The following is a 16,101-nucleotide window of genomic DNA, read 5'->3' as shown; positions in this document are numbered from 1 at the left end:
TTTCTCCGGGCAGTGCCTTTAGTGTGCCCCGGACCGCATCAAGGAATAGCACATGATCAATTCAGCGCTTCATCCTGCCCAAAATTCCCCGCGACCACCGCGCAGGATTGCCGTTCTCACATCGCTGCTCGTAGCCACCCTGATGAGCGGTTGCTCAGCGTCCGCCAACCCGGCTGCTGATCCGGCCGCGGTCCCTGTGTCGGGTGGCATCCTCGACGTATCCATTTCGGCGGAGCCGGGCTGCCTCGACGGGCACGGCATTTCAGCAACCCAGCAGCAGTTCCTGGGGCGGCTGATCTACGACAATGTGGTCACCCTTGACGACGACGGCGAAATAGCTCCCTATCTCGCCGAGTCGTGGGAGATTTCAGACGACGGCAAGACGTACACCTTTCACCTCAAGGAGGGTGTCACTTTCAGTGACGGCTCCCCCTGGAACGCCGAGGTGCTCGGTCAGAACTTCGAGCATATGAGGGATCCTGCGACCAAATCCCCCCTTGCGGCCGCCTACATTGCGCCCTACGTGGATGGCACGGTGATTGATGAGTACACGTTCGAGGCTCACCTGGAGTACGCCTACACTCCCTTCCTCTACACGCTGGCCCAGTCGTGGCTGGGCATGAACTCCGGAAAGGCAATCGAAGAATCCCCTGAGACGCTGTGCCAGGAACCGATTGGAACAGGCCCGTTCACGGTTGCTGATTACCGGCCGGGTCAGGGCATCAGCTACACCAAGCGGGAAGGCTACGACTGGGCACCCGAGTGGCTGGAAGGCGACGGTGAGGCCTACCTCGACGGCGTCGAGGTCACCCTGGTCAGCGAGCCAGTCATCCGCCACCAGTCTCTGGTCTCGGGCCAGTACGACCTGACGGAGAACCTCGCACCCCAGAACGCCGCAGCAGTGCAGGAGAACCCGGCCTTCGAGTACCAGAACCTGATTCGTGGCGGCAGCCCGAACGTTCTGAGCTTCAACCTGAACAGGGCACCGTTTGATGACCTCGCTGTACGTCAGGCCTTCGTAGCGGCGGTAGACACGCAGGCCGTGGCCGAGAGCCTCGGTTTTGGGACCTACTCCCCCACCGACAGCTTCCTCTCCACGGCCAGCAAATATTATGACCCCACGGTTGAGGGAACTTTAGAGTACGACCTTGATCGCGCCAACGAGCTCCTGGACGAGGCGGGATGGACCGAACGCGACAGCGACGGATTCCGTATCAAGGACGGGGAGCGGCTCGTCATTGAGGTGCCCACCGTCGAGAGCACCACTCCTAGCCCCCTGCTGGTTCAGCTGCAGGGCGAGGCGAGGAAGGCTGGCTTCGACCTCCAGATCATCCAGTTGCCGCAGGCACAGTTGAGCGAGCTGCGGTACGCCGGGGACTACGATGCGCTGGCCGGAGTGTGGCACACCAACACCACCGATGTGCTGTTCATCAGGTATCACTCCTCGGAGATCACCGGTGAGAGAATCGGTCAGAACTCTTCCTACGTTGATGATCCGGCGTTGGATGATTTGTTGCGGACAGCTCGCGAGGCCGACGACGGTCCTATCGCTGAGGACGCCTACTCCGAGGTCCAGCACCGGCTGTTGGACATTGTGCCGGGGCTCCCTCTTTATGAGAACCACAGCCAGTTCGCCTACTCCACAGCTGTGCAGGATGTCGCAGTCGACACCTCCCATCCCGTGCCCGTCCTGACCTACGCGTGGAAGGCAGAGTAGATGCACACCGTGCGGCGTATTCTGCTCCGGCTACTCGTTGGGGTCGGTGTTCTCTGGGGGGCTGCGACGATGACCTTCCTGGCGGTGTATCTTATTCCGGGCGACACGGCGTTGCTGATCCTGGGCGGCCCGGACGCCAGGCCGACCGCAGAGACCATAGCGCAGGTTCGCAGCGACTATTTGCTGGATGAGCCCTTTATCGTTCAGTACGCCGGCTACCTCGGGAATCTCTTCCAGGGAGACCTGGGCCAGTCCTATCGGCTCCGCATACCCGTCAGCGAGGCGATCGGCCAGCAGATAGGGGCCACCGGGATGCTCGCCGCTGCCGCTACGGTTCTCGCTTTGCCCCTCACTTTCGCGGTGGCGGTGCTCTCAGCGCAGCGGTCGAACTGGGTCCGGTCGCTTGTCTCCGGGGTGGAGGTGGTCTTGGCGGCAACGCCGACCTTCATTATCGGCTTCGCTCTGCTCATCGTCTTTTCCTTCACCCTGCAGTGGTTTCCGATCGGAGGAGACAACGGCTTCTCCGCACTTGTCCTTCCTGCGCTCACTCTGGCGCTGGCGGTCTTTGGGACGCTGTCGCAGGTGTTCCGGAACGAGCTTGAGGATGTCCTGGAGCAGCCGTTCATCCTGACGGCCCGCGCCCGAGGAATGCGTGATCTGCCGGTGCGGGTCCTGCACGCTGTCCGGCATGCCGCGATCCCGGTGATGACATTGTCCGGTTTCGTGGTCGCATCCCTCCTCGGCGGGTCAGTCATCGTCGAGACTCTCTTCAGCCGACAGGGAATTGGAGCACTGACCCTTGCCTCCGTCTACAACAAGGATCTGCCGGTGATCATCGGCATCGTTCTGCTCTGCGCCGCTGTGTATGTGGTGGTCAACCTGATAATCGACCTTCTCTATACCCTCATTGACCCGAAAGTGGTGACAGCATGACCGTCATTCCAGGCGCCACCACGTCCGCGGGATCCGCTCATACCCAGACGGTAACCGGGCTGCCCGCAGCGCCCCGCGATACTTCACCGCATGCCCGCCAGCGACGGCGGTGGAGGCTAAGACCGGGCCTTCTGTTGGCATCACTTTTCCTGCTGTGGTTGGCAGCGGCAGTGGTAGCACCCGGGGTCCTTGCCAGCGCCGACCCGTACACTGTCAACCCGTCCAGAAGCTTTGAGGCCCCCGGTGCTGCAGCCATCTTCGGAACTGACGACTCGGGTGCCGACATCTATTCGCGCATCGTTCATGGTGCAGCAACCTCGCTCTACATCGGGCTGGGCGCCACGGCGATCGGCGTTGTCGGCGGCACTGCTATCGGTTTGCTCGCCGGATTGAACGGGCGTCTCGTCGAGGCGTCGGTGATGCGGGTCCTGGACGTGACCCTCGCCATTCCTGAAATCCTCCTCGCACTGGTGGTCATTGGCATTATCGGCGGTGGTACGGAAAACGCCATTCTCGCCATTGGGGCCGGAAGCATCGCGTACTACGCCCGCATCACCCGGGCGCAAACTCACCTGGTCCGACGGTCAGGCTATGTCGAGGCGGCCAGAACCCTCGGGTTGCCCGCGGGGAAGGTCCTTTTCACCCACGTGATCCCGAACGTGATGAAACCTGTGCTGGTGTTGGCGACCATCGGCGTCGGATCAGCGATCGGAGCCGGCGCCTCATTGAGTTTCCTCGGGCTCGGAACTCCTCCCCCAGCCCCCGAATGGGGCGCGATGCTCTCCGTCGGCCGAAACTTCATCTCCAACGCGCCATGGATGATCACCATCCCCGCGGCTTTCCTGGTCGCGACTGTTCTCTCAATCACCGTGATCGGACGCGAACTGCGCCGCCGAGCAGAAGGACGAGTCCAATGACCTCCACCACCCTCCAGAAGCAAAGTAAGGCGCCGGCAGCCTCAAACAGAACCGGCCCCGTCGTGGATATCCAAAACCTTACCGTCGACTTCGGCCGCGGCGTCCACCAACGACGCGTAGTCCGGAACGTGAGCCTTTCCATCAGCCCCGGCGAATGCCTCGCCCTGGTCGGCGAGTCAGGGTCCGGGAAATCAGTGACTGCCCGCACCCTGGTCGGCCTCACCGGCCATGGTGCGCAGGTGACCGCCGATCGGCAGACCTTCAATGGGGCCGACTCTGGCGGCTGGGGCGAACGGCAGTGGAGCAAAGTTCGGGGAAAGGACGCTGGGTTTATCCTTCAGGACGCCCTGTCCTCACTGGATTCCTTACGAACGATTGGCAAAGAGGTGGGAGAGGTGTTGCGGCTTCACGATCTTTTCCCGCCAGCCGAACGCTACGTCAGGGTGATCGAGCTTCTCCGATCGGTGGGAGTTCCGGACCCCGAAGTGCGCGCCAGCCAATACCCTCACCAACTATCGGGCGGGTTGCGCCAACGGGCCCTTATCGCATCAGCGATTGCGGCCGGCCCTGGGCTGCTGATAGCCGATGAGCCGACGACGGCGCTCGACGCCACCATCGCCGCCCAGGTACTCCGTTTGCTGGGGGACCTCAAGGATTCCAGCACGGGGATGCTCGTCGTCAGCCATGATCTGGCCGTCGTCGCGCACCTCGCGGACCGGGTCGCGGTGATGCGCCAGGGAGAAATTGTTGAGGAAGGGACCATGGAAGCCGTCCTTCAAGACCCTCAGCACCCCTATACCAAGGCTCTGCTCGCGGCGGTGCCCTCCGCCTCCTCCAGGGGCTCCCGTTTAACGGGCGATCACGGGATCGCCGTCGAACCCGTCGAGACAACCGCACCGGAATCAGCCAGCCTTGAAACACCAGCCGAACGTCAGGTGCTGATCAGCGTCGACGAGATCTCCAAAACCTATCCCAACGGTGTTGGCGCGGTACGCACCGCAGTGGCCGGGGTGTCGTTCGAACTCAAGAAGGGCGACACCCTCGGCATTGTCGGTGAGTCAGGTTCCGGGAAGAGTACCGTCGCCCGCATCGTGCTCGGTGTCGAAATCCCTGACACCGGAGCGACGCTGATCGGCGGTCGCCCCTGGGCGGAACACCGTAAACAAAAAGATCGCCGTGCACGTCGATCGGTCCAGATGATCTACCAGGACCCGCTCCACTCCTTCGACCCCCGAAAGACTGTGCGGCAGGTGATCGGCCAGGCTGTCACTGCGGCCGGAGTGCCGCGGGCCGGGCGTTACGCGCGAATCGTTGAATTGTTGGACCTGGTGGGTCTCGATGAAGACAAGATCAGCAGCCGTCCGATCGAGCTGTCGGGCGGACAGCGGCAACGGGTAGCCATTGCCCGCGCCCTCGCAGCCGAACCGGAAGTCATCATCTGCGATGAGCCCGTCTCGGCACTTGATGTGTCGGTCCAGGCAAGGATCCTTGACCTCCTCGCCGACCTACAGCACCGCCTGGGCCTGAGTTACCTGTTCATCTCTCATGACCTTGGGGTGATCCAACACATGAGTAAGGACGTCCTGGTCATGAAGGACGGAGCGATCCTCGAACGGGGACCGGTCGCCACCGTCTTCGACGCACCCCAGCACGATTACACCCGGCAGCTCATCAACGCCATCCCACAACTCCCCACCACCCGGCACTTCCCAGCTACCAAACAGGACGGAACCCGCTCATGACCCGCCAGATCTCCTTCAACCTCTTCGAAATGAACTGCGTCGGCCACATTTCCCACGGCCTGTGGGTGCATCCGGAGAACAACCGCCACCGGTTCAATGACCTCGACTTCTGGGTGGAGACCGCCCAGATCCTGGAAGCCGGACTGTTCGACAGCGTCTTCCTCGCCGATGTGATCGGAACTTACGACGGTTACCGCAACGGCCCCGACACGGCGCTGCGGGAAGCGGTGCAGATCCCCAGCAACGATCCGCTGCTGATCATCCCGGCGATGGCCGCCGTCACCAAGCACCTCGGCTTCGCGGCAACCTTCTCCACTACCTACGAACCCCCGTTCGCCTTCGCCCGGCGGGCCTCGACGCTGGACCACCTGACGAAGGGCAGGTTCGGCTGGAACATCGTCACCTCCTACCTGCCGAACGCGGCCCGCAACTTCGGGCTGGCCGACGAGGTGGAACACGACCAGCGCTATGCGATTGCCGACGAGTACCTGGACGTGCTGTACAAACTGTGGGAAGGGTCGTGGGACGACGACGCCGTGATCGAAGACAGGGAACGTCGTATCTACACCGACCCCGCCAAGGTGAGGTACATCAACCACCGGGGGCCCAACTACACGGTGGCGGGTCCACACCTCAGCTCGCCGTCGGTCCAGCGCACCCCAGTGCTGTTCCAGGCCGGCAGCTCGACGGCTGGCAAGGAGTTCGCCGCGAAACATGCGGAGGGCGTCTTCGTGGGCGGCCGTGATGCCGCGGCCTACCGGGAGAATGTCCAGGACCTCCGTCGTCTCGCCGTCGACAAGGGGAGAAAGGCTGACCACATCAAGGCCTTCGCCAGCGCGGTCGTGATCGTTGGTCGCACCCACAAGGAGGCCCAGCGCAAAGCCGAGGAGTACCGGAAGCTCTCGAGCGCGGAGGGGTACCTGGCCCACGCCGGTGGGGGTGGAATCGACCTCGCAGCCTACCGCGCGGATGAAGTCATCGACGACATCCTCGCCCGGGAGAATCGACCGGGAAGAGACAGCCAGCCCAGCAGCAGGCGGCACCCACCGGGGACCACCGTGGGGGAAGCACTGGAGAGGATCACCCGGTTTGACCGGGGTCCCTTTGTGGCCATCGGCACGGCGGTGGAGGTCGCTGACGAGATCGAACGGTGGATCGACGCCACTGACCTCGATGGCTTTAACCTGCGGCAGTTCCTCACTCCCGGGACCGCCGAGGACTTCATCACCCAGGTGATTCCGGAACTGCAGCGGCGCGGCCGCTACCGGACCTCCTACGAGGAATCCACCCTCCGGGAACGCCTGTTTGGCAGCGGGAACACACGTCTGTTCGACGAGCACCCCGGCGCCCGGTACCGCGGAGGAGCGAATCTTGACCACGGATCTGCCCTCGAGCCAGCAGCTTCCCCTTCCTATGCAGGGAGCCGGTCATGACCGACCTGCTGGAGCGCTTCCGCCCGATTTTCGACGAGATCGGCGCCGGTGCGGTGGACCGGGAACTCCGGCGCGAGCTTCCTTTCGCGGAGGTGGAGCTGCTCAAGAATGCGGGATTCGGGGCACTGCGGGTCCCGGCGACCCATGGCGGCCTGGGAGCGACCCTGCCACAGCTGTTTGAGCTCCTCACGGAGCTGGCCGCCGCAGACTCCAACCTGACCCAGCTGTGGCGCGGGCACTTCGCCTATGTCGAGGGGGTGCTCCTGCGTGATGCCTCGGCGTCCCGGGATAGCTGGCTCCGTGACATTGCGGGCGGAGCGATGGTGGGCAACGCGTCCAGCGAGCTGACCGGTACCTCCCTGCGGGACATCAGCACCACCCTTACCTCAACTGACGCCGGGCTCGTCCTGAACGGCTCGAAGTACTACAGCACCGGAGCGCTGTTCGCCGACTGGATCGCAGGCAGCGCTGTGCACGACGGGAAACGCGTGGGATACGCGGTGCCTGCCACCGCGCCAGGAGTGGATCGCCTCGACGACTGGGACGGGATCGGGCAGCGGCTCACCGGCAGCGGCACCACGCACTTCTCGGAGGTGGCGGTGGCGTCGGAGAACGTCCGCCAGTACACCCCAGGGGCGCCGAACCACGTGCCCGCGTTCTTCCAGCTGGTGCTTGTGGCGGCACTCGCGGGTATTGCCCGGGCCGCGGCCGACGACGCCGCCTCCTTCGTGAGACCACGCACCCGGTCGTACGTGAACGCGACGGCTGCCCTGCCCCGTGAGGACCCGCAGGTGCTGGCGGTCCTCGGCGAGTTGTCGAGCACCTCCTTCGCTGCCGCGGCGACTGTCGCAGCGGCAGCGCGGAAGCTGGAGGCCGCCCGCTGGTCCCTCGCCCTGGGCCGGCCTGAGGACGCGAGGGCCGCGGTGGATGCCGCCGAGATCGCCGTGAGCCAGGCACAGGTTGTCTCGGTCAGCCAGGTGCTCCACGCCACCAGTCGCCTGTTCGAGGTGGGCGGAGCGTCGGCGACCTCTGCCGGGCGGTCCCTGGACCGGCACTGGCGGAACGCCAGAACCGTCTCCTCCCACAACCCGGCCATCTACAAAGCCAGGGCGGTAGGATACTGGGCCGTGACGGGCACCCGGGAGCCGCTCCCCGACTGAGTAGCGGGCGACGTCGGCTGATGACCCGTCAGCCGACGTCGCCCGTTCAGGACCGGGGCAGGCTCTCGGCGATCTGCAGGATGCCGAGGTAGGTTTCCTCAAACGACGTTGACAGGGGCGAGAGCCCCAGCCGGATCCCGGCCGGGTTGCGGTAGTCGGGGATAACGCCCTTCGCCCACAGTTCCGGCACCAGGTCCCGGAACGCCGGGTGGTCGATCGTGATGTGGCTGCCGCGCTCCTGTGGGTCCCGGGGCGAGGAGACGACGACGCCGGTGCCGGACATCAGTTCCTCGACGGCCTCGATGGCAAACGAGGTGAGGGCGATCGACTTTGCCCGGACGGCTGGCATGCCGACTTCGCCGATCAGGGCCAGCATGTCCTGCATCGCCAGCATGCCGATGATCGGCGGGGTGCCCGAAACCAGCCGGCGGATGCCGGGTGCCGGTTCGTAGTCGGAGCCCATCCCGAACGGATCGGCGCTGCCGAGCCAGCCCTGGATCGGTTGCTGGAAGTCCGCGAGGTGCCGTTGCGCCACGTACGCCCAGGCGGGAGCACCCGGTCCGCCGTTGAGGTATTTGTAGCTGCACCCCGTGGCGTAGTCGACGTTCCACTGGTCGAGTTCAGCGGGCACTGAACCCACGGAATGGCTCAGGTCCCACAGCACGAGCGCGCCGGCGTCGTGCACCACCGCGGTGATGGCCGGGATGTCGGCCAAGTGGCCCGACCGGTAGGCCACATGGCTAAGGACAACGAGGGCGGTCTGCGGCCCGACGACCGCTGCGACCTCGGCTGCGGTGGCACCGCCGTCGTACTGCAGGTCCACCCAGCGCAGTTGCAGCCCTCGCTCCGCGGCGATGCCCTCCATAATGAAGCGGTCGGTGGGGAAATTGTCCCGGTCAATGACGATCTCGGTGCGGTCCGGGCGGGCAGCGACCGCCGCGCGGGCCAGCTTGTAGAGCAGGACGCTCGTCGAATCGGCCACCGTGCACTGTCCGGCCGCCGCGCCGATCGCTACCCGCCCGATCAGGTCTCCCACCTGTTCAGGCAATCCCAGCCAGCCCTCGTCCCAGCCGCGAATAAGCCTGCCGGCCCACTGCTCTCGCACGAACGATTCAAGCCGCTGCAGCGTATCAGTGAGGGGCCGGCCGAGTGAGTTGCCGTCCAGGTAGGCAACAATGTCCGGATCGTCGTGCCCCTCGAACCGCGCCCGGTATCCGGCGAGGGGATCCTCGGCGTCGAGGGTGCGGGCGCGGTTCAGCAGGGATGTGTTCTCGCTCATGCTCCCAGTTTAGGCGTGAAGGTCGGCCAGCCTTGCGAGCCTGCCAACGAAGTGCTCACGCCCACGGCGCTGGTTCCAGCCGGTGATGGCAGCACCCTGCCATCCCCGCGCGTCGCTCTGCTGTGCGACGGCGATTGCCACCCGGGCGGGTAGCAGGACGGGTGAGCGGAAGTCGATGCTCCACGAGAACGAATCGACCCCTGCCGGCTTGGTTTCCTGCACCATCCGGGAGGCAAGGTACATGCCGTGCGCGATGGCCCGCTGCATTCCGAGTGCCTTAGCGGTCAGCGCGGTGAGGTGAATCGGGTTGTAGTCCCCCGACACTGCCGCATAGCTGCGGCCGATGCTGCCCGGGAGATTCCAGACTGCCGTGAGCGGGGGCGCCGTGAACGGCTGACGCTCTTCTTTTGCTTCGGGGGCAGGCCCGGCGAGCCGGGTACCCTTCGCCAGATAGGTGGAGCGTCCCGTCCACACCACCGCCCCGGAGCTGCTCACCTCGGTGACCAGGTCCACCTGCGTGCCGGCGTGATGTGGCCTCAGGTCCTCGGCCCAGGCAGCGATGTCGAGCTGCTCGCCGAAGCCGATAACACGCCGGTGCTCCACCGCGTTCCGCAGATGGATCATGCCGAGCAGCGGCAACGGGAAGTCCTTGCGGGCCATCACGCTCATGGCCACGGGGAAGGCAATGGTGTGGAGGTAGCCCGAGGGCAACACATCCTGTGCCGGGGCGCCGATCAACTGCTGGAACCGGGTCAGGTCCCCGACCATGGCCTGGACACCAGACACGCGATGGCGGACGTCCGGCAGGGCAGCAGCTGACGCGTCGGAGGTGCGTTGCGCTGATCCGTCGCCCCACGGCAGCGGGATGCTGCTGAGCAGGGCGCTGCGGTATAGCGATGGCAGCCCCGGAACCGAGTCCAGGGCAACGTCCCTCACGCGCCCACCAGCGACTGTCCGCAGACGCGGACCACCTCACCGTTGACCCCGGCGGCTGCCGGCGAGGCGAGGAACGCAATGGCTTCGGCAACGTCGATCGGCTGCCCGCCCTGCTGGAGGCTGCTGAGGCGCCGCGCGACCTCGCGGGTAGCGAACGGCATCCGGGCAGTCATTTCGGTTTCGATGAAGCCGGGTGCGACGGCGTTGATGGTGCGCCCGGTGCCCTCAAGGGAACTGCCGGTGCTCCGGACCATGCCGATCACGCCCGCCTTCGAGGCTGCGTAGTTGGACTGGCCCCGGTTGCCGGCGATGCCGCTGGTGGAGGCGAGGCAGACGATCCGTCCGGACGCGGCAAACACGTCTGAAGCAAGCAGCGACTCGTTGACTCGCAGCTGCGAGGCCAGGTTCACCGCCAGCACTGAGTTCCACCGGGCCGAGTCCATGTTGGCCAGCAGCTTGTCCCGGGTGATTCCCGCGTTGTGCACCAGCAGGTCCAGTGATCCGTACCGCTGCTGCACATGGTCGAGGATCCTGGCCGCGGCGTCGTCGGCGGTGATGTCCAGCTGCAGGGCTGTGCCTCCGATCCGGTTGGCGACGGCGGCGAGCTGTTCACCCGCTGCGGGGACGTCAACCACCACCACCGAGGCGCCGTCGCGGCTGAGCACCGCCGCGATTTCCGCCCCGATGCCCCGGGCTGCGCCCGTGACGACGGCGGTCTGTCCCTGTAGGGGGCGGTCCTCATCCTGGGTAGCATCCTGACCGGCGTCGCCCACCGTGATGAACTGCCCGTTCACGAAGGCGCTCTTGCCCGAGAGCAGGAAGCGAAGCGTTCCGGCGGCAGCGGTAATGGGTGCGCCGTCGCGCAGCACGATCCCGTTGGCGGTGGCCCCAGCGCGCAGTTCACGACCGATTGACCGGACGATGCCGTCCACGCCCTGGCGGGCGGCCGCCTCAGCGGGATTTGCCGTCTCACGCGCGGGGCGGGACACCGTGACAATCCGGCCGCCCCGTTCGAGCTGACGCAGCGCCTGACCGAGCTCGAGGACGGGGGCGGCTAGCTCGCCCGGGTCGGCGAGGTGTTCGAGCACGACGACGATGGCGCCGAGCTTCTCGCCCGGTCGCGCGTGACGGCGGACATCCTGGTCCCAGCCGAGCAACTCGGTGGCGAGGCTATCCGCTGCCGCTGTCGAGCCGAGCACAAGGAGGGGGCCGGGGACCAACGGTGCACCGTGACGGTACCGGCGCAGCACTGCAGGCTTGGGGAGCCCGAGCTTGCGGGCGACTTTCCCGGCTGGACCGGAGTTGACGAGGGTCAGATACTTGTCGGTCACTTCTCGCGTGCCTCCAGGATAGCGACGACGCCCATGCCGCCAGCGGCGCAGACGGAGATCAGACCGCGGCCGGACCCCTTTTCGGCAAGAGCCTTGGCCAGCGAGGCCACAATCCGTCCGCCGGTGGCGGCGAACGGGTGGCCGGCTGCCAGTGACGAGCCGTTGACGTTGAGCTTGCTCCGGTCGACCTTGCCAAGCGCGCCGTCCAGCCCGAGGGTGTTCCGGCAGAAGTCCTCGTTCTCCCAGGCGGCGAGCGAGCTGAGGACAGTGCCAGCAAATGCCTCGTGGATCTCGAAGAAGTCGAAGTCGTCGAAGGTGAGTCCGTTGCGCTGGAGCATGCGAGGCATCGCGTACACCGGGGCCATCAGCAGGCCTTCGGCGCCGTGGACAAAGTCCACTGCTGCAGCTTCGGCGTCCACCACGTTCGCGAGCATCGGCAGGTTGTTCCTGCGGGCATAGTCCTCGGATCCGAGGAGGACGGTGGCGGCGCCGTCAGTGAGCGGCGTCGAGTTGCCGGCGGTCATTGTGGGTGGTGCGTCCAGGTCCTTGCCGAACACTGGCTTGAGCTTGCCCAGCTTTTCCATCGACGTGTCGGCCCGGACGTTGGCGTCACGGGTAACCCCGCGGTAGGGAGTGACCAGGTCGCTGAAGAATCCCCGCTCGTAGGCGGCGGCCAGGTTGTGGTGGCTGTTCAGGGCCAGTTCGTCCTGCGCTTCGCGGGAGATCTCCCACCGGGCGGTGGTGATGGCCTGGTGCTCGCCCATCGACAGGCCGGTGCGCGGCTCCCCGGTGGTCGGTGCGTTGGGGGCAAGGTCCCGGGGACGGAGCCGGCGCAGGATAGACAGCTTCTGCGGCGTGGTTTTGGCCCGGGACAGGTCCAGGAGGACACGGCGCAGCCCTTCACTGACGGCGATGGGTGCATCGGACGCGGAGTCGACACCACCGGCGATGCCCGATTCGATCTGGCCGAGCTTGATCTTGTTCGCCAACCCGATCACGGTTTCGAGTCCGGTCGCGCAGGCCTGCTGCACGTCATAGGCGGGGGTATCAGCGGCGAGGGCCGATCCCAGTACCGCCTCGCGGGTCAGGTTGAAGTCGCGTGAGTGCTTCAGCACGGCGCCGGCCGCAACCTCGCCGATCCGCTCACCCTGCAACCCGAACCGGGCCACGAGACCGTCCAGTGCCGCGGTCAGCATGTCCTTGTTGGACGAGTAGGCGTAGGGGCCACCGGAGCGGGCGAAGGGAATCCGGTTCCCGCCGATGACAACCGCGTTGCGGACGGATGGGGAGGACTGCGCGCTGCGCTGCCCTGCTGCCTGGTCGACCATGCTGTGCTTCTCCTTCTGGTTCCAATCAGTTACCGATACCCAGCGTACCTGATACGCTGAGTATCGTGAACAAGCAGGCGCTCAAGCCCAGACCTCCCGTCCCGCCGGATGCTGCGGCCGGCGATGGTCGCTCCAGCCGGTGGCAAGCCCATCGGGACAAACGACGTCGTGCGCTAGTCAAAACAGCGCGGCGAGCCGTGCACTCACTCGGCTATGCCGCGTCGATGGAGGACATTGCCACGGCCGCCGGCACCTCCAAGTCCGTGTACTACAGGTACTTCGGTGACAAAGCGGGGTTGCAGCAGGCCATGGGCGAGGTAGTGATCGCGCAGATGCAGGACAAGGTGCTCGCGGCAGCGCGGCAGGCCGCGTCTGCGCGCGAAGGGCTCCACGCGATGGTCTCCGCCTACCTGCAGATGGCGCAGACCTCGCCGAATGTCTACGCCTTCGTGACCCGGCTCGGCGCCGCCGATGCGCTCACCAATCCGGCAGACCCTCACAGCTCCGAGTTGCTCAGCCACTTCTTCGAAGCGGTCACCGACATGCTGGCCAGCCCGATGAAGTCTTTTCTGGCGTCTGACCCGCGGGCACGGCAGCTTGGTGGTCCCGCACTCACCCTCTGGCCACAGGCGGCCATCGGCATGGTCCGGGCCGCCGGTGAGCTCTGGCTCGCCACCCCCGAAGGCCCCACCAAACCAACCGAAGCCCAACTCAGCGAACAGCTCACCACCTGGCTCTTCGAGGGCATCGCCAACCACGTTCCATCACCTGACACGATCACATCCGTTCTGGAGGACACCCCATGACACAGACAGCCACACGGCCCGAACTCAAGGTTCCGGCCACCGCCACCATCGCTGACGACGACCGCGCCGTCGTCGACGTCGCAGCCCTGGGCGAGCTCCTGCTGGGCCGGTGGGCAGCGACCCGCCGGATCGCGCGGGAGCTGGCCGGCCGGCCGGAAGTCCACCGGGTGGAGGGCGAGTCCCACGCCGAGCAGCGGAGCCGCTGCTTCGACCAACTGCACTACCTGGTGCAGAACAAGGCGGTACACCGTGCCTTCCCGGCGAGCCTCGGCGGGGAGGACGATCACGGCGCCAACATCGCAGGCTTCGAGGAGCTGGTGGTTGCCGACCCGTCCCTGCAGATCAAGGCGGGAGTGCAGTGGGGCCTCTTCGGCAGCGCGGTGCTGCACCTGGGGACCGAGGAGCATCACCGCGCGTGGATCCCGGGCATCATGAACATGGACATTCCCGGCTGCTTCGCCATGACCGAGACGGGTCACGGCTCCGACGTCGCGAGCATCGCCACTACCGCCGTCTACCAGCCGGACACCGACGAGTTTGAAATCCACACGCCGTTCCGGGCCGCGTGGAAGGATTACATCGGCAATGCCGCCATCGACGGCCGGGCGGCGGTGCTCTTTGCGCAGCTCATCACGAACGGTGTCAACCACGGCGTTCACGCGTTCTATGTGCAGCTCAGGGACGCCGACGGCAACTTCATGCCGGGCATCGGAGGCGAGGACGACGGGCTCAAGGGTGGGCTGAACGGGATCGACAACGGCCGCCTCCACTTCACCCGCGTGCGGATTCCCCGCACCAACCTGCTGAACCGGTACGGCAACGTGGATGAGGACGGCGTCTACACCTCGCCCATCGCCTCCCCCGGCCGGCGGTTCTTCACCATGCTTGGCACCCTGGTGCAGGGCCGGGTGTCCCTCGACGGGGCGGCTGTGGCCGTCACCAAGCTGGCCCTGAAAACCGCCGTCCAGTACTCAGTGGAGCGCAGGCAGTTCAACGCCGGTTCGGACCTCACCGAAGAGGTCCTCCTGGACTACCAGCAGCACCAGCGCCGCCTCCTCCCCCGCATTGCGGCGACCTACGCCGCGTCGTTCGCCCACGAGGAGCTGCTGGCCAAGTTCGACGACGTCTTCTCGGGTGCGCACGACACGGACGAGGACCGGCAGGACCTTGAGACGCTGGCAGCCGCGCTGAAGCCGCTGTCGACCTGGCATGCGCTCGACACCCTGCAGGAGTGCCGCGAGGCCTGCGGCGGCGCCGGATTCCTCACGGAGAACCGGTTTACCTCACTGCGCGCCGACATGGACGTGTACGCAACCTTCGAGGGCGACAACAATGTGCTGCTGCAGCTCGTCGCCAAGCGCCTGCTGGCCGACTACGCCAAGGAATTCAGCGGCGTCGACTTCGGCGTGCTCGCGCGCTACGTCGTTACGCAGCGTGCGGAGAAGACGCTGCACCGGACGGGACTGCGGCGGGTTGTGCAGACAGTGGTCGACGGCGGGTCCGAGCGCAAATCGGCTATCGCGCTGCGGGACGAGCACACCCAGCACGAGCTGTTGTCGGACCGGGTGGAGGCGATGGTTGCTGACCTGGCCGGCGAACTCCGCGGCGTCCGGAAGCTGTCCCAGGAGGCGGCAGCGAAGAAGTTCAACGAGCACCAGAACGAGCTCATCGAGACGGCCAAGGCCCACGCGGAGCTGTTGCAGTGGGAAGCATTCACCGCTGCCGTCCACCGGGTGGAGGACGCGGGCACCAAGCAGGTGCTCACCTGGCTGCGGGACCTGTTTGGGCTGTGTCTGATCGAACGCAACCTGGCCTGGTACCTCATGCACGGCAGGCTTTCCACCCAGCGCGCCCGGACCCTGTCCCCGTACATCAACCGTCTGCTGGTGAAGATCCGGCCACACGCCGTCGACCTGGTGGATGCTTTCGGTTACGGACCGGAGCACCTTCGCGCAGCGATCGCTACCGGCGCGGAGAAGGAACGCCAGGACGAGGCGATGGCCTATGCCCGGCAGCAACGGGCGAGCGGGAGCTTCCCGATCGATGAGAAGACGGTACTGGCACGCGAGAAGAAGGCCAAAGCCAAGCGCTGAAGCCGGACGTCTGGAGCTGCGCTCTTCGCCTGAACCGTTGTCTTTTCCTGGACTTGGTTCAGGCGGAGAGCCGCCGCCGAGGTGTCGGTCCCGGTCTACGCCTGGCGCGGGTCGGTATCCTCGTTCTCTTTGTCCACGGGGGTGGTGACCTGACCGACGTCGAGCGCCGGATTTTCAGCCGACTCGTCCATCACCGCTTCGTCCACCTCGGTCTCATTGGGCTCGGGGAGCTGCACCTCATCGGGCGAGCCAGCTGACGCAGCTGAGTCAGGTGAATCCGGTGAGTCCGGTGAGTCGGAACTGATGGGGCTAGGGGTGTCGGTCACTGGTGGGTCCTCCCGGGTCGATGGTGGTACGAAACCTTACGCTGGCGGCCAGCGGGCTGTCGACCGGCCCGGGATCCCTGAAGCCATGGGATCCCGGCAA

13 protein-coding genes are annotated in these 16,101 nt (G+C 65.8%); 8 read left to right on the top strand and 5 right to left on the bottom strand.

Annotation, left to right across the window (positions count from 1 at the left end; genetic code table 11):
• Window positions 1-52: 52 nt before the first annotated feature.
• Genes HMI57_RS06705 through HMI57_RS06685 form a run of 6 tightly spaced genes read left to right on the top strand, consistent with a single transcriptional unit; the run spans window position 53 to window position 7,902 of the window.
• On the top strand, window positions 53-1,717 hold the full coding sequence (locus HMI57_RS06705) for an ABC transporter substrate-binding protein (RefSeq protein ID WP_171585170.1): 1,665 nt from the start codon (window positions 53-55) through the stop codon (window positions 1,715-1,717).
• Complete coding sequence (locus HMI57_RS06700; RefSeq protein WP_171585169.1) at window positions 1,718-2,650, top strand: ABC transporter permease; 933 nt, start codon at window positions 1,718-1,720, stop codon at window positions 2,648-2,650.
• On the top strand, window positions 2,647-3,567 hold the full coding sequence (locus tag HMI57_RS18825; protein ID WP_216607188.1) for an ABC transporter permease: 921 nt from the start codon (window positions 2,647-2,649) through the stop codon (window positions 3,565-3,567). Before HMI57_RS06700 ends, HMI57_RS18825 begins: the two co-directional genes overlap by 4 nt.
• Complete coding sequence (locus tag HMI57_RS06695; protein ID WP_216607186.1) at window positions 3,564-5,309, top strand: ABC transporter ATP-binding protein; 1,746 nt, start codon at window positions 3,564-3,566, stop codon at window positions 5,307-5,309. The genes HMI57_RS18825 and HMI57_RS06695 overlap by 4 nt, the downstream gene beginning before the upstream one ends.
• Window positions 5,306-6,742, top strand: coding sequence for an LLM class flavin-dependent oxidoreductase (locus HMI57_RS06690; RefSeq protein WP_171585167.1), 1,437 nt, complete (start codon window positions 5,306-5,308; stop codon window positions 6,740-6,742). Before HMI57_RS06695 ends, HMI57_RS06690 begins: the two co-directional genes overlap by 4 nt.
• Window positions 6,739-7,902, top strand: coding sequence for an acyl-CoA dehydrogenase family protein (locus tag HMI57_RS06685; protein ID WP_171585166.1), 1,164 nt, complete (start codon window positions 6,739-6,741; stop codon window positions 7,900-7,902). Before HMI57_RS06690 ends, HMI57_RS06685 begins: the two co-directional genes overlap by 4 nt.
• Before the next feature lie 46 nt (window positions 7,903-7,948).
• On the opposite strand, the gene HMI57_RS06680 is transcribed toward HMI57_RS06685, so the two are convergent.
• From HMI57_RS06680 to HMI57_RS06665, 4 genes are read right to left on the bottom strand one after another with little or no spacing between them, the layout of a single operon-like run.
• Window positions 7,949-9,181 (bottom strand): aminotransferase class V-fold PLP-dependent enzyme, encoded by a 1,233-nt coding sequence (locus HMI57_RS06680; protein ID WP_171585165.1) that lies wholly within the window; start codon window positions 9,179-9,181, stop codon window positions 7,949-7,951.
• 9 nt (window positions 9,182-9,190) lie between these two features.
• The gene (locus HMI57_RS06675) at window positions 9,191-10,117 is read right to left on the bottom strand and encodes a MaoC/PaaZ C-terminal domain-containing protein (protein ID WP_171585164.1); all 927 of its coding nucleotides are present in this window, start codon (window positions 10,115-10,117) and stop codon (window positions 9,191-9,193) included.
• Entirely contained in the window at window positions 10,114-11,448 is a 1,335-nt protein-coding gene (locus tag HMI57_RS06670) for a 3-oxoacyl-ACP reductase (protein WP_171585163.1), read from the bottom strand. Before HMI57_RS06670 ends, HMI57_RS06675 begins: the two co-directional genes overlap by 4 nt.
• Complete coding sequence (locus HMI57_RS06665) at window positions 11,445-12,776, bottom strand: acetyl-CoA C-acetyltransferase (protein WP_171585162.1); 1,332 nt, start codon at window positions 12,774-12,776, stop codon at window positions 11,445-11,447. The genes HMI57_RS06670 and HMI57_RS06665 overlap by 4 nt, the downstream gene beginning before the upstream one ends.
• A 65-nt stretch (window positions 12,777-12,841) precedes the next feature.
• On the opposite strand from HMI57_RS06665, the gene HMI57_RS06660 reads away from it, so the two are divergent.
• Together HMI57_RS06660 and HMI57_RS06655 are read left to right on the top strand one after the other, a co-directional pair.
• Window positions 12,842-13,582, top strand: coding sequence for a TetR/AcrR family transcriptional regulator (locus HMI57_RS06660; RefSeq protein ID WP_346655147.1), 741 nt, complete (start codon window positions 12,842-12,844; stop codon window positions 13,580-13,582).
• Window positions 13,579-15,675, top strand: coding sequence for an acyl-CoA dehydrogenase (locus HMI57_RS06655; protein ID WP_171585161.1), 2,097 nt, complete (start codon window positions 13,579-13,581; stop codon window positions 15,673-15,675). The genes HMI57_RS06660 and HMI57_RS06655 overlap by 4 nt, the downstream gene beginning before the upstream one ends.
• Window positions 15,676-15,770: 95 nt before the next feature.
• Here HMI57_RS06655 and HMI57_RS06650 read toward each other — a convergent pair whose 3' ends face one another.
• Window positions 15,771-16,001 carry a hypothetical protein gene (locus HMI57_RS06650; RefSeq protein ID WP_171585160.1) on the bottom strand — a complete coding sequence of 77 codons (231 nt, stop codon included), beginning with the start codon at window positions 15,999-16,001 and terminating at the stop codon, window positions 15,771-15,773.
• Between the last annotated feature and the right edge of the window lie 100 nt (window positions 16,002-16,101).

Source organism: Arthrobacter sp. 260, from assembly GCF_013116745.1.
Classification (GTDB): Bacteria; Actinomycetota; Actinomycetes; order Actinomycetales; family Micrococcaceae; genus Arthrobacter_D.
The sequence above is the reverse complement of the archived record's forward strand: the minus strand, read 5'-3'. Positions and strand labels throughout refer to the sequence as shown.